The sequence below is a fragment of the Citrobacter sp. CK180 genome, assembly GCF_030333655.1.
GTDB classification, from domain to species: Bacteria; Pseudomonadota; Gammaproteobacteria; order Enterobacterales; family Enterobacteriaceae; genus Citrobacter_B; species Citrobacter_B koseri.
In genome coordinates this window covers 86,631-109,998 of record NZ_JAOWFM010000052.1, presented here as the reverse complement: position 1 = coordinate 109,998, position 23,368 = coordinate 86,631, and the positions used below count along the sequence as shown (strand labels likewise).

17 protein-coding genes are annotated in these 23,368 nt (G+C 55.1%); 8 read left to right on the top strand and 9 right to left on the bottom strand.

Features of this window, described 5'->3' with window-relative positions:
* Window positions 1–8: 8 nt before the first annotated feature.
* The 4 genes from hofC to nadC all read right to left on the bottom strand — a co-directional run bounded on the left by hofC (window position 9) and on the right by nadC (window position 4,172).
* Complete coding sequence (gene hofC, locus OGV50_RS14225; protein ID WP_286488597.1) at window positions 9–1,211, bottom strand: protein transport protein HofC; 1,203 nt, start codon at window positions 1,209–1,211, stop codon at window positions 9–11.
* Window positions 1,201–2,586 carry a type II secretion system protein GspE gene (gspE, locus tag OGV50_RS14220; protein WP_286488596.1) on the bottom strand — a complete coding sequence of 462 codons (1,386 nt, stop codon included), beginning with the start codon at window positions 2,584–2,586 and terminating at the stop codon, window positions 1,201–1,203. The genes hofC and gspE overlap by 11 nt, the downstream gene beginning before the upstream one ends.
* A gap of 10 nt (window positions 2,587–2,596) precedes the next feature.
* The gene (gene ppdD, locus OGV50_RS14215; protein ID WP_130028342.1) at window positions 2,597–3,034 is read right to left on the bottom strand and encodes a prepilin peptidase-dependent pilin; all 438 of its coding nucleotides are present in this window, start codon (window positions 3,032–3,034) and stop codon (window positions 2,597–2,599) included.
* A 244-nt stretch (window positions 3,035–3,278) separates the two neighbouring features.
* Complete coding sequence (nadC, locus tag OGV50_RS14210; protein WP_104869076.1) at window positions 3,279–4,172, bottom strand: carboxylating nicotinate-nucleotide diphosphorylase; 894 nt, start codon at window positions 4,170–4,172, stop codon at window positions 3,279–3,281.
* An 87-nt stretch (window positions 4,173–4,259) separates the two neighbouring features.
* On the opposite strand from nadC, the gene ampD reads away from it, so the two are divergent.
* Both ampD and ampE read left to right on the top strand, forming a co-directional pair.
* Window positions 4,260–4,823: a 1,6-anhydro-N-acetylmuramyl-L-alanine amidase AmpD gene (ampD, locus tag OGV50_RS14205; RefSeq protein WP_012134055.1), complete on the top strand. Its 564-nt coding sequence runs from the start codon at window positions 4,260–4,262 to the stop codon at window positions 4,821–4,823.
* The gene (ampE, locus tag OGV50_RS14200) at window positions 4,820–5,674 is read left to right on the top strand and encodes a beta-lactamase regulator AmpE (protein ID WP_049008868.1); all 855 of its coding nucleotides are present in this window, start codon (window positions 4,820–4,822) and stop codon (window positions 5,672–5,674) included. The genes ampD and ampE overlap by 4 nt, the downstream gene beginning before the upstream one ends.
* Before the next feature lie 89 nt (window positions 5,675–5,763).
* On the opposite strand, the gene OGV50_RS14195 is transcribed toward ampE, so the two are convergent.
* From OGV50_RS14195 to aroP, 3 genes are all read right to left on the bottom strand, one after another.
* On the bottom strand, window positions 5,764–6,714 hold the full coding sequence (locus OGV50_RS14195) for a glycoside hydrolase family 43 protein (RefSeq protein ID WP_049008867.1): 951 nt from the start codon (window positions 6,712–6,714) through the stop codon (window positions 5,764–5,766).
* Window positions 6,714–8,120, bottom strand: a complete 1,407-nt coding sequence (locus OGV50_RS14190; RefSeq protein ID WP_101744240.1) for a glycoside-pentoside-hexuronide (GPH):cation symporter — start codon at window positions 8,118–8,120, stop codon at window positions 6,714–6,716. The genes OGV50_RS14195 and OGV50_RS14190 overlap by 1 nt, the downstream gene beginning before the upstream one ends.
* Before the next feature lie 154 nt (window positions 8,121–8,274).
* Complete coding sequence (gene aroP / locus OGV50_RS14185; protein ID WP_012134051.1) at window positions 8,275–9,648, bottom strand: aromatic amino acid transporter AroP; 1,374 nt, start codon at window positions 9,646–9,648, stop codon at window positions 8,275–8,277.
* Window positions 9,649–10,187: 539 nt separating this feature from the next.
* On the opposite strand from aroP, the gene pdhR reads away from it, so the two are divergent.
* From pdhR to lpdA, 4 genes are all read left to right on the top strand, one after another.
* Window positions 10,188–10,952 (top strand): pyruvate dehydrogenase complex transcriptional repressor PdhR, encoded by a 765-nt coding sequence (pdhR, locus tag OGV50_RS14180; RefSeq protein ID WP_012134049.1) that lies wholly within the window; start codon window positions 10,188–10,190, stop codon window positions 10,950–10,952.
* A 163-nt stretch (window positions 10,953–11,115) separates the two neighbouring features.
* Window positions 11,116–13,779, top strand: coding sequence for a pyruvate dehydrogenase (acetyl-transferring), homodimeric type (aceE, locus tag OGV50_RS14175; protein ID WP_012134048.1), 2,664 nt, complete (start codon window positions 11,116–11,118; stop codon window positions 13,777–13,779).
* Window positions 13,780–13,793: 14 nt separating this feature from the next.
* The gene (gene aceF, locus OGV50_RS14170; RefSeq protein WP_200091422.1) at window positions 13,794–15,680 is read left to right on the top strand and encodes a pyruvate dehydrogenase complex dihydrolipoyllysine-residue acetyltransferase; all 1,887 of its coding nucleotides are present in this window, start codon (window positions 13,794–13,796) and stop codon (window positions 15,678–15,680) included.
* Window positions 15,681–15,882: 202 nt separating this feature from the next.
* Window positions 15,883–17,307 (top strand): dihydrolipoyl dehydrogenase, encoded by a 1,425-nt coding sequence (gene lpdA, locus OGV50_RS14165; RefSeq protein WP_047463778.1) that lies wholly within the window; start codon window positions 15,883–15,885, stop codon window positions 17,305–17,307.
* Between the two features lie 125 nt (window positions 17,308–17,432).
* Here lpdA and OGV50_RS14160 read toward each other — a convergent pair whose 3' ends face one another.
* Together OGV50_RS14160 and OGV50_RS14155 are read right to left on the bottom strand one after the other, a co-directional pair.
* Window positions 17,433–18,224, bottom strand: a complete 792-nt coding sequence (locus tag OGV50_RS14160; protein ID WP_286488632.1) for a DUF2950 family protein — start codon at window positions 18,222–18,224, stop codon at window positions 17,433–17,435.
* 12 nt (window positions 18,225–18,236) lie between these two features.
* Window positions 18,237–19,799, bottom strand: coding sequence for a DUF3300 domain-containing protein (locus OGV50_RS14155; RefSeq protein ID WP_200091424.1), 1,563 nt, complete (start codon window positions 19,797–19,799; stop codon window positions 18,237–18,239).
* 400 nt (window positions 19,800–20,199) lie between these two features.
* Here OGV50_RS14155 and acnB point away from each other — a divergent pair, with 400 nt between their 5' ends.
* Together acnB and yacL are read left to right on the top strand one after the other, a co-directional pair.
* Complete coding sequence (gene acnB, locus OGV50_RS14150; protein WP_047458888.1) at window positions 20,200–22,797, top strand: bifunctional aconitate hydratase 2/2-methylisocitrate dehydratase; 2,598 nt, start codon at window positions 20,200–20,202, stop codon at window positions 22,795–22,797.
* Window positions 22,798–22,973: 176 nt separating this feature from the next.
* Complete coding sequence (yacL, locus tag OGV50_RS14145) at window positions 22,974–23,336, top strand: protein YacL (protein ID WP_200091426.1); 363 nt, start codon at window positions 22,974–22,976, stop codon at window positions 23,334–23,336.
* Window positions 23,337–23,368 lie beyond the last annotated feature (32 nt).

Sequence of the window (23,368 nt, the reverse complement as noted above, 5' to 3'; positions counted from 1 at the left end):
CGCCAGCATTATCCCATACCGCTCATCGCATCCCCCAGATGGAAAACGGGCAAATACATTGCCACGACCAACGTACCAATAATGACCCCTGTGATAACAAGCAAGGCGGGTTCCAGTAGCGCCGCCAGGTTATCCGCCAGCGATAGCGTATTCTCACCGTGGTGCCGGGCAAGGTTATGCAACATTGCATCCAGCGCGCCGGAAGTTTCACCAGTCATGACCAACTGTATGCACAATGGGCTGAACTCACCGGCATTTTTAAGCGCCTGCCAGACCGGTTTTCCGGCATGAATATCGCGATGAACCTGAGCTAAACGCTGAGACCAGTAAGGGCAATTCAGGGTTTCTGCGACACTTTCCAGCCCTTGTGAAAAGGGAATTCCGGCGCGTTGCGTTAATGCCAGGATGGTGAAAATCTGCGTGAGTTTTTGGCCTCTGACCAGGCGTGCAATAACGGGACAGCGCAGCAGAAGACGCTGGCGTTGAATCTGCCAGTACGGTTTTTTTATTATTAAACCGTAGATTACCCCCGTTGCGATACCGGGCAGCGCTATCAGCCAGCCCCATTGGGCACTCCACTGCGCCAGTGTGATGATGCCCTGCGTCAGTGCCGGTAACGGCGTATTGAATGTCCGGTAGATAGCGGCAAACTCTGGCAGGACAAAGTGCAGCATGGCGAAAACAACCATCACGGCCATCGTCAGAATTATGATGGGATAACGCAGCGCTTTTTTGACTTTGTCAGCAAGCTGTTTTTGGGCATTTTGCTGACGCGCCAGCTCAAAGCAGCATTCATCGAGTTTTCCGGTAAGTTCCCCGGTACGGATCATCGCCTGATAGAGTGGAGGAAAGACCTGCGGCCATTGCGCCAGCGCGGAAGAAAGCGGGGCGCCTTGCTCCAGGTTATGGGCCAGCGTTTGCAGCAGCGCCTGCCATTGTCTACTGGGATGCTGCCCGGCAAGCAACGTCAGTCCTTCGGAAAGCGTAAGCCCCGCTTTGAGAAGCGTCGCCAGTTGGTGGATGATCTCCGCGCTTTGCTCTGCGCGCCAGTGTGCCGCTTTAACGCTCAAGCGTTTTGCGCGTATCGGCATGATGTGCTGATGTTCCAGAGCAACGAGCAGTGCGGCACGATCGTCAGCCCATAAGGCCCCTTCTTCCGAATGGCCCGTGGCGTTAATCCCTTGCCAGCGCCAAAGCTGTTTAGCTGACATGAGGTAGCCCCAGAACGCGCAGGAGTTCTTCAAAGGTCGTCAATCCTTGTTCAACCGCATGACAGCCGTTCTCAAAAAGCGTACTCATCCCTTCCTGTCGGGCGCAGGACTCCAGCGCCTCAACGGTTGCATTGTTGATAAGCAACTGTCGCAATGCGGGCGTAACAGGCAAAACCTCGAAGAGCGCGGTACGCCCATAAAATCCGTGGTAGCAACGTTCGCAACCGGGCGCTTGCCAGCGGGGAAGCGTGGTAGGCCATAGCGCGGCGGGAAGCGAGACAGGCTCTGCGGCAAGATGGCGGCAGTACGGACATAATTTTCTGACCAGTCGCTGGGCGACGACCAGCGTCAGGGCGGATGAGATCATCCAACGCGCGACGCCCATCTGCTGTAAACGTATCAGTGTTTCACTGGTGGAGTTAGTATGCAGCGTAGACAGCACCAGGTGGCCGGTTTGCGCGGCTTTAATCGCAATTTCTGCCGTTTCGCCATCACGGATTTCGCCCACCATTATAATGTCGGGGTCCTGACGCAGCAGCGCGCGTAATACGCTCTGAAAGGTAAGTCCGGCGCGCGGATGAATTTGTGTCTGATTAAGGCCCTCGACAGGGATTTCGACCGGGTCTTCTACGCTACAGAGATTCACATCCTGGGTGTTGCGCGCCTGTAGCGCTCTGTAGAGTGTTATGGTTTTTCCACTGCCGGTAGGGCCAGTCACCAGAACCAGCCCCTGCGGTTGCCGTAGCGCCTGCATGAACAGGGCGAGTTGCGTATCAGGCATGCCTAACGCGTTGAGATCAAGCGCCTGCTCGACCTGGTGAAGTAACCGCAGCACCACTTTCTCACCGTCCCGGCAGGGGAGGACCGCGACACGAAATGAAACCGCATTGCCCGCAAGCGTCACGGTAAATTGCCCGTCTTGCGGGAGTCGATGTTCGGCAATATCCAGATTGCCCAGTACCTTTAACCTTGCCGTCAGTGCCGCGCCGGTGACAGATGACACGCCGGGCAAGGCATGAAGTACGCCATCCACGCGCAGCCTGATTCGGTAGTGGTTTTCCGCAGGTTCAATGTGGATGTCGGAAGCGCGTTTTGCCAGCGCGGATTCCAGCGTCTGCTGCAAAAGTTCCGCCGCCGTGCGGCTATCGTCGGCGATGACGGCCGGGAGCATTTTCCGCGGCTTATGCATATGGCCTTCCATCTGCTGACGAGTCCAGCAGACAATGTCGATCCGCTTTGTTGTGGCAAAGTGCAGGGCGTCCAGCAGTTCATGGGACGGTGAATCTATGACCGCGACGTGAACCACCTCGTTATCGGCATCGAGCAATATTCCCTGATGACGCAGGCACAGCGCCGTAAGTTGCGTGATGTTCATTGCTTTCTCCTTAGCTGGCGTCAAAGCGGAAAACATCTTCACAGGCCTGTTGCAGCGCGCTGTCGCTCTGGATGTTGCAACTGCGCGTCCAGCCGGTGATGCCGTTGGCGTTATCCCAGTTGGGCGTCATGGTGATGCTCAGACCGTTGAGGCTCTCCTGCCCGGTGAGCATTACCACGCCTTTTTCTATGCTCATGCCAGAGATGTAGCGGGTGGTGGTCGGAGAGGGGATGCCGTTGCTGCTGGCGTCGCAGGTTGCAATGCCGCCGTGTTCCAGCGCGCAGAGTTCGACGGCGGTACGGTAGGGAACGAATGTCTGCAACATATCCGTCAGTGCGGCTTTGCGCAGGTAGTTCTGGTAGGCCGGAATGCCGATGGCGCTCAGGATGGCGATAATGCCGATCACCACCATCAGTTCGATAAGCGTAAATCCGCGTTGTTTGTCCATTGTCTGCTCCTTGAGTTAACAGGCGCTACTTTGGCAAACGCAGGATATGATCCGCGAGTGGTAAAAATCGAAACGGGAAAGGGGATTCAGAAGATTGTTAGCGGGTTGCATAGCAAGGCAGCAGGTTTGCGAGGCCGCCCGAAAAAATGTGCCGGATGGCGGCGTAAACGCCTTATCCGGCCTACGGATTTACATCATTTGTAGGCCCGATAAGCAAAGCGCCATCGGGCATGACAATTCGGCGTTAGCGAAAACGCATGGAGAGATCGAGCGCTCTCACATGTTTGGTCAACGCGCCAACGGAGATAAAATCCACGCCGGTTTCGGCAAATTCGCGCAGGGTTTCATCAGTGACATTGCCGGAAACTTCCAGCCGCGCCTGTCCGTTGGTGCGTTTCACCGCTTCACGCATCTGATCCGTTTCGAAGTTATCCAGCATGATGATGTCTGCGCCCGCTTTCAGCGCGTCGTCCAGCTCATCCAGATTCTCAACTTCAACTTCAACCGGCACATCAGGATGCAGCCAGAAGGCTTTCTCGACCGCCTGGCGCACTGAGCCGGAAGCGATGATGTGGTTCTCTTTAATCAGAAAGGCGTCGGAAAGCCCCAGACGGTGATTCGCGCCGCCGCCGCACAATACGGCGTATTTTAATGCGGTTCGCAGACCCGGCAGGGTTTTGCGGGTGTCCAGCAGTTGCGTTTTTGTCCCCGCCAGTAAATCAACGTATTTACGGACTTCGCTTGCGACGCCGGAAAGCGTCTGAACAAAGTTCAACGCGGTGCGCTCGCCGGTCAGCAGGATGCGAGACGGGCCGTCCAGTTCAAACAGCGGCTGGTTGGTTTTAATGCTGTCGCCGTCCTGTACGCGCCAGGTGATGCTGACATCATCGCCGGCCAGTTGAATAAAGACCTCTTCTACCCAACGTTTTCCGCAGAATACGCCATCTTCACGGGTAATCACCGTGGCGTGAGAACGGGTGTTCTCCGGTAAAAGCTGCGCGGTAATATCGTTATTTGCGTCAACTTCTCCGCCTAAATCTTCACGCAGCGCCTGGGCGACAGCGGTGGGGATATCCAGATTTATGCGTTCCAACAGCGCGTCACGTCGGTAGTCGGGGTTGTAGCGGCGAGGCGGCATGATAAAACTCCAAATTGGTAACGAATCATAAGGTAGAAACATGCTACTCTGAACCGGATAACTGCACCATATAAAAGGAGGTTCTGTATGCTGTTAGACAAGGGCTGGCTGGCGGAGGCGCGACGCGTCCCCTCTCCCCATTTTGACTGCCGCCCGGATGACGAAACCCCTTCTTTGCTGGTGGTGCACAATATCAGCCTGCCGCCAGGCGAGTTTGGCGGTCCGTGGATTGATGCGCTATTCACCGGAACACTCGATCCCGCTGCCCATCCTTTTTTTGCCGAGATTGCCCATTTGCGCGTTTCGGCACATTGTCTGATTCGCCGCGATGGCGAAATTGTGCAGTATGTCCCTTTCGATAAACGTGCCTGGCATGCGGGCGTGTCGAACTATCAGGGGCGTGAGCGCTGTAATGATTTTTCCATTGGTATAGAGCTGGAGGGAACGGACACGCTGGCTTATACCGATGCGCAGTATCAGCAACTGGCCGCCGTGACGCGCACGCTGATTGCGCTTTACCCGGCGATAGCCGACAACATGACCGGACACTGCAATATTGCGCCTGAGCGTAAAACCGATCCCGGTCCGTCTTTCGACTGGGCGAAGTTTCGCGCGCTGGTCACCGCCTCGTCACACAAGGAGATGACATGACGCTGTTTACGACATTACTGGTGCTGATTGTTGAGCGCCTGTTCAAGCTGGGTGAGCACTGGCATCTCGACCACCGACTGGAGGTCCTGTTCCGCCGGACGACGCATTTTTCGATGGTGCGTACGTTGGGGATGACGATTGTTGCGATGGCGGTGACGTTCCTGCTGCTGCGTGCGCTGGAAGGTTTACTGTTTAACGCTCCCACGCTGGTGGTCTGGATACTGATTGGTGTGTTGTGTATTGGTGCAGGGAAGGTTCGTCTGCATTATCACGCGTACCTGAACGCAGCTTCCCGTAATGATGCCCATGCCCGTGAAGCGATGGCTAACGAACTGACGCTGATCCACGGCGTGCCGCCAGACTGCAATGAACGGGAGTTTTTGCGCGAGCTGCAAAATGCGCTGCTCTGGATAAATTTCCGCTTCTATCTGGCGCCGCTGTTCTGGTTTATTGTCGGCGGCCCGTGGGGGCCGGTGACGCTGGTCGGCTATGCGTTTCTGCGCGCCTGGCAGTCCTGGCTGGCGCGTTATCAAACGCCGCATCAACGTTTGCAGTCCGGCATTGACGCGATTCTTCATGTTCTGGACTGGATTCCGGTGCGTCTGGCTGGCGTGGTTTATGCGCTGCTGGGGCATGGCGAGAAGGCGCTGCCCGCCTGGTTTGTTTCGCTGGCGGATCTGCGCACGTCTCAGTACCAGGTGTTGACGCGTCTGGCGCAGTTCTCACTGGCCCGCGAGCCGCACACGGATAAGGTCGAAACGCCGAAAGCCGCTGTCTCAATGGCGAAGAAAACGTCTCTGGTGGTGGTGGTGGCGATCGCACTTCTGACCATTTACGGAGCGCTGGTGTAATGTCGTTTTGCCGGATGGCGCTGCGCTTATCCGGCCTACGTTTGCACGGACTGTAGGCCCGGTAAGCGCAGCGCCGCCGGGCAACGTGCTCAGACGGTATCCGCAGGCGGGATGCCAAAATCTGGCATTCCGTTTTCGTCCCAGCGAATCAGCTTCAGGCGGGTATGACGGTTCGGATCGTACAGCGGATCGCCTTCAATCTCCGTATAATTTCGTGCATGGTAGACCAGTACATCATCGCCTTCCGGCGTTTGGGTAAAGCTGTTGTGCCCTGGCCCATACTGGCGGTTTTCATTGCTGGTGGTAAAGACCGGACGCGGTGATTTGTGCCAGTTTGCCGGATTTTGCGGATCGGCATGCATATCAATCCACAGCAGACCCATACAGTAGTTTTCGTCGGTGGCGCTGGCGGAATAGCTGATAAACAGCTTATCGCCGTGCGTGATAACCGCAGGCCCTTCATTGACGCGAAAACCCCGACACTCCCAGTCATATTCCGGCTTGCTGAGCATCACCGGCGCGCCTTTGATCGTCCACGGATTTTCCAGCCCGGCAAGATAGATATTGGAATTTCCGGCGATATCCGGCGCTTTCTGCGCCCACAAATACCACTGTTTTCCCTGATGGCTAAAAGTCGTGGCATCCAGCGCGAAGGTATCAAATGGTGTTTTGATCTGACCTTTTTCTTCCCAGACGCCGCTGAGCGGGTCGGCATCTGTACACTCCAGGACAAACATGCGGTGCTGGAACATTCCCAGTTTGTCGAGCGCCTGGGTATGCGCGGCGGCGAAATAGATGTACCACTTGCCGTCGATGCGGTGAATCTCTGGCGCCCAGATAAGCTCGCACATCGGGCCGCTTTCAGGTTTACGCCAGACGACGACAGGGGAGGCGGTGCGTAAGTTTTCCAGCGAGTTCGCCCGACGGATCTCCAGCCGGTCATACTCCGGCACCGAGGCGATAAAGTAATAATGGTTGCCGTCGCGAAGAATAAACGGATCGGCGCGTTGTTCAATAAACGGGTTGGGCCAGTTTTGCATCAGGCTTTCCTTACTGTTTCAGCGACGTTAAATTGCGGGTCATCGTTGAGCTCGCGGTAGCTGGCGCGGCGTTTTTCCAGGTCCTTCTGAATCTGTTTCATCAGTTCGCGATCCACTTTTAGCAGGCGAACCACGCCGGCGGTGATCAGATAGCCGACGCCGGGGATCACCGTGAAGAGCAGAACAATACCGCCGATTGCCGTGTCGCTCTGCGCTTTGGCGCCAGCGTCGTAGCCATACCAGGATAACAGGAAACCGACCATTGCTCCGGCAATCGCCAGGCCCAGTTTCAGGAAGAACAGGTTGCCGGAAAAGCTGATGCCGGTGATGCGCTTGCCGGTTTTCCATTCGCCGTAGTCATCGACGTCTGCCATCAGCGACCAGTGCAACGGGGAAGGGATCTGATGCAGGATGTTAAGCAGGAAGTAGAGCACCACGATAAGCGTAGTGGCTTTTGGATCGAAGAAGTAAAAGGCGCAGGAGAACAGCGCCAGCGCGATATTGGTCCAGAAGAAGACCTTCAGTTTGCACCAGCGGTCGGTCAGCACTTTCGCCAGCATACTGCCGATCATCATTCCCACCACGCCGAGGCTAATGAAAAGGGTAGCGAAGTGAGTGCTTTGTCCCATTACCCAGGTCACGTAATACATGGTTGCCGCCATGCGGATAAACCCCGGACAGACGTTGCACAATGTCAGCAGCAGGATGCGCACCCATTGATCGTTTTTCCATACGTCTTTGAAATCGTTCTTCATGTCATCATGGGTAGGAACGGCGGGACGAATGCGTTCACGAACGGTGGCAAAGCAGAACAGGAACATGCACATGCCGATAATCGCCAGTACGGTCATCGCCATCTGGTAGCCTTTGGCTTTATTATCGCCGCCAAACCACTCCACCATCGGCAGCAGCGTTAATGACAACAGCAGAGTGGCAATCCCGACCAGCACAAAGCGGTATGACTGGCAGGCCACGCGCTCTTGCGGATCGTTGGTGATGACGCCGCCTAATGAGCAGTAGGGAATATTGATGGCGGTGTAGGTAATCGACAGCAGGAAATAGGTGACAAACGCATAGATAACCTTGCTGTTATATGTCCATTCCGGGGTGGTGAACATCAGGATGCTGAACAGCGCATAAGGGAAGGCAATCCACAGTAGCCAGGGACGAAATCGCCCGTATTTGCTTTGGGTACGATCGGCGATTGCGCCCATAATCGGGTCGGTAACGGCATCAATCACGCGAACGGAGAGGAGTAATACGCCGACCAGAGCGGGAGCCAGCCCAAAAATATCTGTATAAAAATAGTTAACAAACAGCATTATGGCGCCAAAGATGATGTTGCATCCGGCGTCCCCCATGCCATAGCCGATTTTTTCTTTTATCGACAGCTTACCCTTTTCCATTGAAACGTCTCCCATCAGATGATGTAGAGAATTATTCTGCGCAAGCGAAGTAATTGCGTTGCAGGATAACGCCGCTGATATGGATAAAATGGCTATACAGAGGAAAATGTGAGGCAGGTTGCAACCCTCACTCTTGCGAGTGAGGGCTGTGGGATTAATGCGCTTTAACGGTTTTTGCGGTTTTCTGTTTACACAGATAGCCAACGCCCAGAATGACAATCCACACTGGAATCAGGTAGACCGAGATGGCCATGCCTGGCGTCATCAGCATAATGACCAGCACCGCCGCCATAAACAGCAGGCAGACCCAGTTACCCAGCGGGTAGAACAGCGCCGGGAAGCGAGTTTTCACTCCCTGCTGCTGTTTGGCGCGACGGAACTTTATGTGCGCGAGGCTGATCATTGCCCAGTTGATCACCAGAGCAGAGACCACCAGCGCCATCAGCAAGCCGAATGCCGAGTCCGGCGCCATATAGTTAATCAGCACGCAGAGCGCGGTAACCAGTGCGGAAACCAGAATGGTGTTCACCGGTACGCCGCGTTTATCCACGCTTAAAAACACTTTCGGCGCGTTGCCCTGCTGAGCCAGGCCGAACAGCATACGGCTGTTGCAGTATACGCAGCTGTTATAGACGGACAGCGCCGCAGTCAGTACCACGATATTCAGCGCGTTGGCTACGAGGGTATCGCCCAGTTCGTGGAAGATCAGAACGAACGGGCTGGTATCCGCTGTTACGCGCGTCCACGGCAGCAGAGAAAGCAGCACCGCCAGCGAACCAATATAGAAAATCAAAATACGGTAGATAACCTGGTTCGTCGCTTTCGGAATGCTTTGCTCCGGGTTGTCCGCTTCCGCCGCCGTGATCCCGACCAGCTCCAGTCCGCCGAAGGAGAACATGATAATCGCCATCATCATGACCAGCCCGGTGAAACCATGCGGCAGGAAGCCACCTTGTTCCCACAGGTTACGCACGGTTGCCTGCGGGCCGCCGTTGCCGCTAAACAGCAGCCAACCGCCGAAGAGGATCATCGCCACCACTGCGATAACTTTAATGATGGCAAACCAGAACTCCATCTCACCAAACACTTTCACGTTGGTCAGGTTGATGGCGTTGATGAGCACAAAGAAGGCCGCAGCGGAGACCCAGGTGGGGATTTCAGGCCACCAGAACTGAATGTATTTCCCGACCGCCGTCAGTTCCGCCATCGCAACCAGCACATACAGCACCCAATAGTTCCAGCCGGAAGCGAAGCCTGCAAACCCACCCCAGTATTTATAGGCAAAGTGGCTGAACGAACCGGCAACCGGCTCTTCAACCACCATTTCACCTAACTGACGCATGATCAGAAAAGCGATAAAGCCCGCGATGGCATAACCCAGAATAATCCCTGGCCCTGCTGACTGGATAACGGATGCGCTGCCCAGAAACAGCCCGGTACCGATTGCGCCCCCCAGGGCGATTAGCTGGATATGGCGGTTTTTAAGACCGCGCTTTAGCTGCTCGCCATGCTGTTGACCTTCCATCATGAAACCTCGTGTGTGGTTATTTTTGAACTACGCAGTGACGCGTGTGTAAGTTTGCAATTCCATTTGTTGTATTAATATGTTTACGCTGATGAAATCTTAATTGTTACCGAAAGTCTTTCGTCGGCTAAAGAATAATGGTATGCGGGCGTTAATGCACCTGCTTTATGAAGGGACGATGACGAGTTGAATAAAAAGAAACCATTTGTAAATACCACCTCTCCCACCTCAAATTTTAGCTGATAGATATTTATTCATTATTTGTGAATATAAAACCATTAAATAAGCGGTTGAATCGGTTCAGATAAAATTTTTCCTCGTTTCAATTACGTTAAATCTACTCCCAGGGGAGTAAATTTAACATTTGTGCATAGTTACATCTTTGAAACGTTATTTCTGTAATCTTGTTAAAATGTGCGTGGTTTACTGATTTCAATCAAAACCTGTATGGACAGAAGGTGAATACTTTGTTACTTTAGCGTCACGAACGTGAAATTGGTAAGACCAATTGACTCCGGGCAAATGGCTTAAGACAGGAAATCATGGCCTACAGCAAAATCCGCCAACCAAAACTATCCGATGTGATTGAGCAGCAGCTGGAGTTTTTAATTCTTGAGGGGACTTTGCGCCCCGGCGAAAAACTCCCACCGGAACGTGAACTGGCTAAACAGTTCGACGTCTCCCGCCCCTCTTTACGCGAGGCGATCCAACGTCTCGAAGCGAAGGGTTTGCTGCTTCGTCGCCAGGGCGGCGGAACTTTTGTGCAGAGCAGTCTGTGGCAGAGCTTTAGCGACCCACTGGTAGAACTGCTCTCCGATCATCCTGAATCCCAATTTGACCTGCTTGAGACGCGCCATGCGCTGGAAGGCATTGCCGCTTATTACGCGGCATTGCGTAGCACGGATGAAGACAAAACCCGCATTCGTGAACTCCATCATGCCATCGAGCTTGCTCAACAGTCCGGCGATCTGGATGCCGAATCCGACGCGGTTCTCCAGTATCAAATCGCTGTCACCGAAGCGGCGCACAATGTGGTGCTGCTCCATCTGCTAAGGTGTATGGAGCCGATGCTGGCGCAAAACGTTCGTCAGAACTTTGAATTGCTGTATGCGCGCCGGGAGATGCTTCCGCTGGTGAGCAGTCATCGCACCCGTATTTTTGAAGCGATCATCGCCGGTAACCCGATCGATGCGCGTGAAGCGTCGCATCGTCACCTGGCGTTTATCGAAGAGATTCTCCTGGACAGAAGCCGTGAAGAAAGCCGTCGTGAACGCGCCTTACGCCGTCTGGAGCAACGAAAGAATTAGTGATTTTTCTGGCAGAACGTTAACCAGAAGATGTTGTAAATCAAGCGCAAATTATAGCGCGCGGCAACTAAACGCAGAACCTGTCTTATTGCGCTTTCTGGCGAAAGCTCAATGGGACAGGTTCCAGACAAATCAACGTATTAGATAGATAAGGAATACCCCCATGTCAGAACGTTTCCCAAATGACGTGGATCCGATCGAAACTCGCGACTGGCTACAGGCGATCGAATCGGTCATCCGTGAAGAAGGTGTTGAGCGTGCTCAGTATCTGATTGACCAGCTTCTTTCTGAAGCCCGCAAAGGCGGCGTGAAAGTAGCGGCAGGTGCAGGGGCTAGCAACTATGTAAACACTATTGCCGTTGAAGATGAACCGGAATACCCGGGCAATCTGGAACTGGAGCGTCGTATCCGTTCAGCTATCCGCTGGAACGCCATCATGACCGTACTGCGTGCGTCTAAAAAAGACCTCGAACTGGGTGGCCACATGGCTTCCTTCCAGTCTTCCGCAACCGTTTATGATGTTTGCTTCAACCACTTCTTCCGCGCACGCAATGAGCAGGATGGCGGCGACCTGGTATACTTCCAGGGCCACATCTCCCCGGGCGTGTATGCACGCGCATTCCTGGAAGGCCGTCTGACTGAAGAGCAGATGGACAACTTCCGTCAGGAAGTTCATGGCAAAGGCCTCTCTTCCTACCCGCACCCGAAACTGATGCCGGAATTCTGGCAGTTCCCGACCGTATCTATGGGTCTGGGCCCAATCGGTGCGATCTACCAGGCTAAATTCCTGAAATATCTGGAACACCGTGGTCTGAAAGACACGTCCAAACAGACCGTTTACGCTTTCCTGGGCGACGGCGAGATGGACGAGCCGGAATCCAAAGGGGCTATCACCATCGCCACCCGTGAGAAACTGGACAACCTGGTCTTCATCATCAACTGTAACCTGCAACGTCTGGACGGCCCGGTAACCGGTAACGGCAAGATCGTTAACGAACTGGAAGGCATCTTTGACGGCGCTGGCTGGAACGTGATCAAAGTGATGTGGGGCGGTCGTTGGGATGAGCTGCTGCGTAAAGACACCAGCGGTAAACTGATCCAGCTGATGAACGAAACCGTTGACGGTGACTACCAGACCTTCAAATCCAAAGATGGCGCTTACGTACGTGAGCACTTCTTCGGTAAATATCCAGAAACCGCAGCCCTGGTTGCTGACTGGACTGATGAGCAGATCTGGGCACTGAACCGTGGTGGTCACGATCCGAAGAAAGTCTACGCTGCACTGAAAAAAGCGCAGGAAACCAAAGGCAAAGCAACAGTAATCCTGGCCCATACCATCAAAGGTTATGGCATGGGTGACACTGCCGAAGGTAAAAACATCGCGCACCAGGTTAAGAAAATGAACATGGACGGCGTTCGTTACGTCCGCGATCGTTTCAACGTGCCGGTATCCGATGCTGACATCGAAAAACTGCCGTACATTACCTTCCCGGAAGGTTCTGAAGAGCACACTTATCTGCACGCACAGCGTCAGAAGCTGCACGGCTACCTGCCGAGCCGCCAGCCGAACTTCACTGAGAAGCTGGAACTGCCGACCCTGGAAGACTTCGGCGCGCTGCTGGAAGAGCAGAACAAAGAGATCTCCACCACTATCGCTTTCGTTCGTGCCCTGAACGTGATGCTGAAGAACAAGTCGATCAAAGATCGTCTGGTTCCGATCATCGCTGACGAAGCGCGTACTTTCGGTATGGAAGGTCTGTTCCGTCAGATCGGTATTTACAGCCCGAACGGCCAGCAGTACACCCCGCAGGACCGTGAGCAGGTTGCTTACTACAAAGAAGACGAGAAAGGTCAGATTTTGCAGGAAGGCATCAACGAGCTGGGCGCAGGTTCTTCCTGGCTGGCCGCTGCGACCTCTTACAGCACCAACAACCTGCCGATGATCCCGTTCTACATCTACTACTCCATGTTCGGGTTCCAGCGTATCGGCGACCTGTGCTGGGCAGCAGGTGACCAACAGGCGCGCGGCTTCCTGATCGGTGGTACTTCCGGTCGTACGACGCTGAACGGCGAAGGTTTGCAGCACGAAGATGGCCACAGCCACATTCAGTCTCTGACTATCCCGAACTGTATCTCTTACGATCCGTCTTACGCGTACGAAGTTGCGGTCATCATGCACGATGGTCTGGAGCGTATGTACGGTGAGAAACAAGAGAACGTTTACTACTACATCACCACGCTGAACGAAAACTACCACATGCCAGCCATGCCGGAAGGTGCTGAGGAAGGTATCCGTAAAGGTATCTACAAACTCGAAACCCTCGAAGGTAAGAAAGGTAAAGTTCAGCTGCTGGGCTCCGGTTCTATCCTGCGTCACGTTCGCGAAGCAGCAGAGATCCTGGCGAAAGACTACGGCGTAGGTTCTGACGTTTACAGCGTCACCTCCTTCACTGAACTGGCGCGTGATGGCCAGGATTGTGAGCGCTGGAACATGCTGCACCCGCTGGAAACTCCACGCGTTCCGTACATTGCTCAGGTAATGAACGACGCGCCGGCAGTGGCATCGACTGACTATATGAAACTGTTCGCCGAGCAGGTTCGTACTTATGTACCGGCTGATGATTACCGCGTACTGGGTACTGACGGTTTCGGCCGCTCTGACAGCCGTGAGAACCTGCGTCACCACTTCGAAGTGGATGCATCTTATGTGGTTGTTGCGGCTCTGGGCGAGCTGGCTAAACGTGGCGAAATCGATAAGAAAGTGGTAGCGGAAGCCATCACCAAATTCAACATCGATGCAGATAAAGTTAACCCGCGTCTGGCGTAAGAGGTAAAAGAATAATGGCTATCGAAATCAACGTACCGGACATTGGGGCTGATGAAGTTGAAATCACCGAAATCCTGGTCAAAGTGGGCGACAAAGTTGAAGCTGAACAGTCGCTGATCACCGTAGAAGGCGACAAGGCCTCTATGGAAGTTCCATCGCCGCAGGCGGGCGTCGTTAAAGAGATTAAAGTCTCTGTTGGCGACAAAACCGCGACGGGCGCACTTATCATGATTTTCGATTCCGCCGACGGTGCAGCTGACGCTGCGCCTGCTCCGGCAGAAGAGAAGAAAGAAGCCGCTCCGGCAGCCGCTCCTGCTGCTGCGAAAGACGTACACGTACCGGATATCGGCGGCGACGAAGTTGAAGTCACCGAGATCCTGGTGAAAGTGGGCGACACCGTTGCGGCTGAGCAGTCGCTGATCACCGTAGAAGGCGACAAAGCCTCTATGGAAGTGCCGGCGCCGTTCGCGGGTACGGTTAAAGAGATCAAAGTCAACGCTGGCGATAAAGTGTCTACCGGCTCTCTGATCATGGTCTTCGAAGTGGCGGGCGCTGCGCCTGCTGCTGCGCCTGCTCAGGCGGCAGCACCAGCAGCGGCGGCTCCGGCAGCAGCAGCTGGCGCGAAAGACGTTAACGTACCGGACATCGGCGGCGACGAAGTTGAAGTCACCGAAGTGATGGTTAAAGTCGGCGATAAAGTTGAAGCCGAACAGTCGCTGATCACCGTAGAAGGCGACAAAGCCTCTATGGAAGTGCCGGCGCCGTTCGCGGGCGTGGTTAAAGAGCTGAAAGTTAACGTTGGCGACAAAGTGTCTACCGGCTCTCTGATTATGGTCTTCGAAGTGGAAGGCGCTACCCCTGCCGCGGCTCCGGCTGCTGCTGCTCCGGCACCTGCCGCTGCACCTGCTCAGGCCGCTAAACCGGCCGCTGCGCCTGCGGCAAAAGCGGAAGGCAAATCTGAGTTTGCTGAAAACGACGCTTACGTTCACGCGACCCCGCTGATTCGCCGCCTGGCGCGCGAGTTCGGCGTTAACCTGGCGAAAGTGAAGGGCACTGGCCGTAAAGGTCGTATCCTGCGCGAAGACGTTCAGGCTTACGTGAAAGACGCTATCAAGCGCGCTGAATCCGCGCCAGCGGGCGCAACCGGCGGTTCTCTGCCAGGTCTGCTGCCGTGGCCGAAAGTGGACTTCAGCAAGTTTGGTGAAGTGGAAGAAGTTGAACTGGGCCGCATCCAGAAAATCTCTGGTGCTAACCTGAGCCGTAACTGGGTGATGATCCCGCACGTTACGCACTTCGACAAAACGGATATCACCGATCTGGAAGCGTTCCGTAAGCAGCAGAATGCGGAAGCTGAAAAACGTAAGCTGGACGTGAAATTCACGCCAGTGGTCTTCATCATGAAAGCCGTTGCCGCTGCTCTGGAACAGATGCCGCGCTTCAACAGCTCTCTGTCTGAAGACGGTCAGCGCCTGACGTTGAAGAAGTACATCAACATTGGTGTCGCGGTCGACACGCCGAACGGTCTGGTTGTTCCGGTGTTCAAAGATGTGAACAAGAAGAGCATTACTGAGCTGTCCCGTGAACTGACGACCATCTCTAAGAAAGCGCGTGATGGTAAGCTGACCGCTGGCGAAATGCAGGGCGGTTGCTTCACTATCTCCAGCATCGGCGGCCTGGGCACCACCCACTTCGCGCCGATTGTGAACGCGCCGGAAGTGGCTATCCTCGGCGTTTCTAAGTCCGCAATGGAACCGGTGTGGAATGGTAAAGAGTTTATTCCGCGTCTGATGATGCCGATTTCTCTCTCCTTCGACCACCGCGTGATTGACGGTGCTGATGGTGCTCGCTTTATCACCATCATCAACAACACGCTGTCTGACATTCGCCGTCTGGTGATGTAAGCAAGCAAAAAAGTCGGCCTGACGGCCGGCTTTTTTCTGGTAATCTCATGAAGTGAGTGAGGTTATCGTGCGAAAGACAAATCGGTTGCCGTTTGTTGTTTCAAAATTGTTAACAATTTTGTAAAATACGGGCGGATAGAACGACCCGGTGGATGATGGGCGACAAGACCAGGGATCGCCGGGAATAAATTAAGAGGTCATGATGAGTACTGAAATCAAAACTCAGGTCGTGGTACTTGGGGCAGGCCCGGCAGGTTACTCTGCTGCCTTCCGTTGCGCTGATTTAGGTCTGGAAACCGTAATCGTAGAACGTTACAACACCCTCGGCGGTGTTTGTCTGAACGTCGGCTGTATCCCTTCTAAAGCTCTTCTGCACGTAGCAAAAGTTATCGAAGAAGCCAAAGCACTGGCTGAACACGGTATCGTTTTTGGCGAGCCGAAAACCGATATCGACAAAATTCGTACCTGGAAAGAGAAAGTTATCACTCAGCTGACCGGCGGTCTGGCTGGTATGGCGAAAGGCCGTAAAGTGAAAGTGGTAAACGGTCTGGGTAAATTCACCGGGGCCAACACCCTGGAAGTGGAAGGCGAGAACGGCAAAACCGTGATCAACTTCGACAACGCGATTATTGCAGCAGGTTCCCGTCCGATCCAACTGCCGTTTATTCCGCACGAAGATCCGCGCGTCTGGGACTCCACCGACGCACTGGAACTGAAATCCGTACCGAAACGTCTGCTGGTTATGGGCGGCGGTATCATCGGTCTGGAAATGGGTACGGTGTACCATGCGCTGGGTTCAGAGATCGACGTGGTTGAAATGTTCGACCAGGTTATCCCGGCGGCTGACAAAGACATCGTTAAAGTCTTCACCAAACGCATCGGCAAGAAATTCAACCTGATGCTGGAAACCAAAGTGACTGCCGTTGAAGCGAAAGAAGACGGTATTTACGTTTCCATGGAAGGCAAAAAAGCACCAGCAGAAGCACAGCGTTACGATGCGGTGCTGGTGGCTATCGGCCGTGTGCCGAACGGTAAAAACCTCGATGCTGGCAAGGCTGGCGTAGAAGTTGACGACCGTGGCTTCATCCGCGTAGACAAACAGCTGCGCACTAACGTACCGCACATCTTTGCTATCGGCGATATCGTCGGTCAGCCGATGCTGGCGCACAAAGGTGTTCACGAAGGTCACGTTGCCGCTGAAGTTATCGCCGGTAAGAAACACTACTTCGATCCGAAAGTTATTCCGTCCATCGCCTACACTGAGCCAGAAGTTGCATGGGTAGGTCTGACGGAGAAAGAAGCGAAAGAGAAAGGCATCAGCTACGAAACCGCCACCTTCCCGTGGGCAGCGTCTGGCCGTGCTATCGCTTCTGACTGCGCAGACGGTATGACCAAGCTGATTTTCGACAAAGAGTCTCACCGTGTTATCGGTGGTGCGATTGTCGGCACCAACGGCGGCGAGCTGCTGGGCGAAATCGGTCTGGCGATCGAGATGGGCTGTGATGCTGAAGACATCGCGCTGACTATCCACGCTCACCCGACTCTGCACGAGTCCGTTGGCCTGGCAGCCGAAGTGTTCGAAGGCAGCATCACCGACCTGCCGAACCCGAAAGCGAAGAAGAAATAATCTTCTGAGTGGATAAAGAAAAAGCGGCTTAGCGGCCGCTTTTTTATTGGGGCAAATCCTGCCCCGGGTTTTGCCGGATGGCGGCATCAACGCCTTATCCGGCCTGTAATCTTTGACAACCGCTTTTACTCAACGGTCTGCCAGTGGGCATCGGCATTGAATTTATTGATTTTCGCGACGTTCTTCTCCGTCTCTCTTCCCTGGTTCGCCTGATACACCTTATCGTCCTGATTCACCATAAAGCTCATGACGCCCGTCTTCCCCCAAATTACCGGCCAGGCCAGCAGGGCGAAACCGTCCTTTTCGCTATCGGGAATAATGCGGAAATGGTAGCCGTGATAACCCTCACCGGGTGCCGAAGGACTGAATGCCGGGCCTAACGGGCTGGGCATCTCGCCGGGTTGTGCCGGCCAGTACAGTCCATCCTGCTGACCTTTGCTACTGATGAGTTTTGTCGCGAACCTCTGTTTGCGTTGCCAGTAATCGTATTGGGCATCCACATAGGCGCGCATCGCTTCTATCGCCGACAGTTCATTGCGGCCGATGGCGCGGGTGAGGATCTCGTCCTGTGCGGCCGCCATATCAAAATGCCAGCCATCAGCATCTTTCATCATCGGTACAGGCAGTTGCCACTCGTCGCGCCCGACGTTCAGGTGCGCGGTATCGCCTTGCTGCACGATACGGTGGCTGATTTTCCAGTCGCGGTTAAAGCGGGCAACGGCTTCGGGGTCAGCGCCTTCCTGCGGCAGAAACTGTCGCCAGTTGTCGCCCAATAGCGCAGTCAACTGCACCTCGTTTTGCGTGGCGACTGCGGTCGCGAACGCCGTTGCCGCGTCGTCAGGCGAAGGGAAGCGTTGTTGCGCGTAGCTCAACAACGGCAGCGACAGCAGCAGGGTGCTTAACAGGATTTTTTTCATCATCGACTCCGGTTAACGACGGCGAAATTCATGGCGCTCGGAAAGGTGTTCACGCGCAGCGGCACGCTGTTCAGTATTGAGATTGCCGACGTGACGACTCTGCTGGCCGCGCTGTTGCTGAGATTGCCAGGAGGGCGAACGGCTGTCGTTACCGCTGAACACATTGGCATGGTTCTGCCGGAAGGTCTGACGCTGCTGCGGCGTGGCGGATGCGACGCGCTGGTGAACGGTTTCCCGTTGCTGCTGTGACAGTGAATGTGACTGAGCCGACTCCCTGTGAACGCTGTTTTGCCGGGTGTCGTAGCCGCGATAGTTATTCCGCTGGGCAATCTGGTTTAGCTGCTGCGAGGCCGCTTTGCGCTGGGCATCGCGGGACGTCGCGCCAGGCGGTTGGGTTCGCGTGGCGGGAGACGCATGGCTATGCTGCTGGAATTGCGCCATCGCCGCCTGGCGCTGGCTGTCGCGGGAGGCCGGCGTCTGTTGAGTGGCGCTTAACCCGCCGCTGACATCGGTTTGATGAAAACGTTGGGACACCGCGTTGTTCTGATAGGGCAAGCCGTTGCGATACGCCGGGTTGTGCTGCCAGGCCATTGTCTGCCCTTTGAGATTTTGCCCGGTAATGTGATTGAAGTTATTCACATTGATATTGATGTTATCCCCGTTGTGCTGGTAGCCATTGCCGCCGTGATGGTCGTTATCATCGTGGTGGTGATGGTCATCGTCGTGGTGATGATGATCGTCGTCCCAGTCGATGCTGCTGAACAACGCGTAGGTGGTGGCGACGCCGAGGCTATAACCAAAGCCTTTCACGAAACTGTCGGCGAATTGCTGTCCGGGAGGCGGCGGCAGATACACGGGCGGGTAAGCGGTGTTCGGCCAGGCGCCGTAAACGGTCGCGGGATTATAGTTGGGAACATAGACGACCTGTGGATCGGCGGGCTCAATTTTGATCACCGTCGGCGTCGTGCTTTGTACGTTAGCGGCGGCGGTCGCCTGCGTAGCTGCGGTGCTCTGCTTCGGCGTGCTGCTGACCGTTTGCTGCGGCGTGGATTTCAGCGAGCCGGTTTGCTGCGCCAGTAAACGCAGCCGTTGCACCGCGTCCATGACGTCCTGCGGCTGGGCCAGAAAAGCGTCGCCAAGGTTTTGCACCCACGTTGGGTTTTCGCCCATCAGCGCCATCAACTGGGGAAACGCCACCAGTGATTTCACGCTCGGGTCCCAGGGCTGACCGGAGACGGCCTGTATTGCCGCATCGCCTTGCAGGGTTGGGTTGTCATGCGACCACTGCACCGCCTGAACCACGTTCGCCGGATAGGTGGCGGCCATCAGCACCTGAGAAAGCAGCGAGTCAGGGTAGAGCGCTATCGGGGCGACCCATTGATCGATTTGCGCTGCGGTAAACGCGGCTTTTGCTTCAGGTTCCGCGGCGGCGGTCGGCGGCGGCTGCACGGCAACGGGCGCGGGTTGAAGCGGGGCTTCGGGCGTGCGGCTTTTTACATACAACACACCCGAAGCGGCAAATAACCCTGCGCTGCATACCAGCGCAATTACATGGGGCTTAAAGGGCAACGTCATTTTATCTCTCCCGATTCCTGAAGAATCGTCATGGTCATTATGCCTGCCGCCAGCGGGTGCGGTGTTGCGTGAGTATAGGGCGGCGGGAGTTTAATTTTTGACTAATATTGGGATCGCTACCGTCAGGTGATGATTAGCGTTCGAAATAATGTGAGCAAACGTTACAGGGGAAAATGTCTCTTTCCTGAAAAGGCGAAGGGCAATAGACCATGCGTAACGATTCAGCCACTTTTTTATGTTGCTTTTTTGTAAACAGATTAACACCCCACTAAAATCCTGCTATTCTGCCCGTTGCGGTATCGGGCATTTACCCTACAAACTGCTGTCTCACAGGAGCGTGAAGAGAATCGCCCATATACAAAAGCGCCGCACTATGACAATGAGAGCGAGGAGAACCGTCGTGCTAGAAGAATACCGTAAGCACGTAGCTGAGCGTGCCGCCCTTGGGATTGTGCCCAAACCCTTAGATGCAACCCAAATGGCCGCACTTGTCGAGCTGCTGAAGACCCCGCCTGTGGGCGAAGAAGAATTCCTGTTAGACCTGTTAATCAACCGTGTTCCCCCTGGCGTCGATGAAGCCGCCTATGTAAAAGCGGGCTTTCTCGCTGCCGTCGCGAAAGGCGACACCACCTCCCCGCTGGTTACTCCAGAAAAAGCCATTGAACTGCTGGGCACCATGCAGGGTGGTTACAACATTCATCCGCTGATTGACGCGCTGGACGATGCCAAACTGGCGCCGATTGCCGCTAAAGCGCTGTCCCATACCCTGCTGATGTTCGACAACTTCTACGATGTAGAAGAAAAAGCCAAAGCGGGCAACGAATACGCGAAGCAGGTGATGCAGTCCTGGGCCGATGCCGAATGGTTCCTGAACCGTCCTGCTCTGGCTGAAAAAATCACCGTTACCGTCTTTAAAGTGACGGGTGAAACCAACACCGACGACCTCTCTCCGGCGCCAGATGCCTGGTCCCGCCCGGACATTCCGCTGCACGCGCTGGCGATGCTGAAAAACGCCCGTGAAGGCATTGAGCCGGATCAGCCTGGCGTGGTGGGGCCGATCAAACAGATCGAAGCGTTGCAGCAAAAAGGCTATCCGTTAGCCTACGTGGGCGACGTTGTCGGCACCGGTTCTTCGCGTAAATCCGCCACCAACTCCGTGTTGTGGTTCATGGGCGATGACATCCCGAATGTGCCGAACAAACGCGGCGGCGGTCTGTGTCTTGGCGGCAAAATTGCGCCTATCTTCTTTAACACGATGGAAGATGCGGGCGCGCTGCCCATTGAAGTGGACGTGAATAACCTGAACATGGGCGATGTGATTGACGTTTACCCGTACAAAGGTGAAGTCCGCCATCACGAAACCGGCGAACTGCTGGCGAGCTTTGAACTGAAAACCGACGTGCTGATCGACGAAGTGCGCGCGGGCGGTCGTATTCCGCTGATCATCGGTCGCGGCCTGACCACCAAAGCGCGTGAAGCGCTGGGTCTGCCACACAGCGATGTGTTCCGTCAGGCGAAAGACGTGGCGGAAAGCGCTCGCGGCTACTCGTTGGCGCAGAAGATGGTGGGCCGCGCCTGCGGCGTTGCCGGTATCCGTCCGGGCGCTTACTGCGAACCGAAAATGACCTCCGTAGGCTCTCAGGATACCACTGGCCCAATGACCCGTGACGAACTGAAAGACCTGGCGTGCCTGGGCTTCTCGTCTGACCTGGTGATGCAGTCTTTCTGCCATACCGCAGCGTATCCGAAACCGGTTGACGTAACTACGCACCACACGCTGCCGGATTTCATCATGAACCGTGGCGGCGTCTCTCTGCGTCCGGGCGATGGCGTAATCCACTCCTGGCTGAACCGTATGCTGCTGCCGGATACCGTTGGTACGGGCGGTGACTCCCATACCCGTTTCCCGATTGGCATCTCCTTCCCGGCGGGTTCTGGCCTTGTGGCATTTGCGGCGGCGACCGGCGTCATGCCGCTGGATATGCCGGAATCAGTGCTGGTGCGCTTCAAAGGCAAAATGCAACCGGGTATCACCCTGCGCGATCTGGTACACGCGATCCCGCTGTACGCGATCAAACAGGGTCTGCTGACCGTTGAGAAGAAAGGTAAGAAAAACATCTTCTCTGGCCGCATTCTGGAAATCGAAGGGCTGCCGGACCTGAAAGTGGAACAGGCGTTTGAGCTGACCGATGCCTCTGCGGAGCGTTCTGCGGCAGGCTGTACCATTAAGCTCAACAAAGAGCCGATTATCGAGTACCTGAACTCCAACATCGTTCTGCTGAAGTGGATGATCGCGGAAGGTTACGGCGATCGCCGCACCCTGGAGCGCCGTATTCAGGGCATGGAAAAATGGCTGGCGGACCCGCAGTTGCTGGAAGCGGACGCAGATGCTGATTATGCGGCGGTGATCGAGATCGATCTGGCTGATATCAAAGAGCCGATCCTCTGCGCGCCGAACGATCCTGACGATGCGCGTCTGCTGTCTGATGTGCAGGGCGAGAAGATTGACGAAGTCTTTATCGGTTCCTGTATGACCAACATCGGTCACTTCCGTGCGGCAGGTAAACTGCTGGATGCGCACAAAGGCCAGCTACCGACCCGCCTGTGGGTGGCGCCGCCAACCCGTATGGATGCCGCGCAGTTGACCGAAGAGGGCTACTATAGCGTCTTTGGTAAGAGCGGCGCGCGGATTGAAATTCCAGGCTGTTCACTGTGCATGGGGAATCAGGCGCGTGTGGCTGACGGGGCGACGGTTGTTTCTACCTCAACCCGTAACTTCCCGAACCGTCTGGGAACCGGGGCGAACGTCTATCTGGCTTCTGCGGAACTGGCGGCGGTTGCGGCGCTGATCGGCAAACTGCCGACGCCGGAAGAGTACCAGACCTACGTTGCGCAGGTGGATAAAACCGCCGTGGATACCTACCGTTATCTGAACTTCGATCAGCTTTCCCAGTACACCGAGAAAGCCGACGGCGTGATTTTCCAGACCGCGGTGTAACGGCTCCGACCTGTTCTGCGTAAAAACGCATCAATGCCTGGTGAACCTTGCGTCACCGGGCATTTTTATTTCTATTCCTTCCGCCCGTTCCGCTTTTTTTCTTCCGTTGTGCTGCGATAATTACAGCATGGGCGCAATGCGGTAATGGCGCATTACCGGGAGCAGAGGAACACATTATGGATTACGAATTTCTGCGCGATATTACCGGAGTGGTAAAAGTTCGAATGTCCATGGGCCACGAGGTGGTGGGGCACTGGTTTAACGAAGAAGTGAAAGAGAACCTGGCCTTGCTTGATGAAGTGGAACAAGCGGCGCGTGCGCTAAAGGGCAGTGAGCGTTCCTGGCAACGGGCGGGACATGAATATACGCTCTGGATGGATGGCGAAGAGGTGATGGTTCGCGCTAATCAACTGGAGTTTACCGGCGACGAAATGGAAGAGGGGATGAACTACTACGACGAAGAGAGCTTATCGCTCTGCGGCGTGGAGGACTTTCTTCAGGTTGTTGTGGCTTACCGTCATTTCATTCAACAACGCTAAATACGGTGGAGCCTCCGTGCTCCGCCGTTACG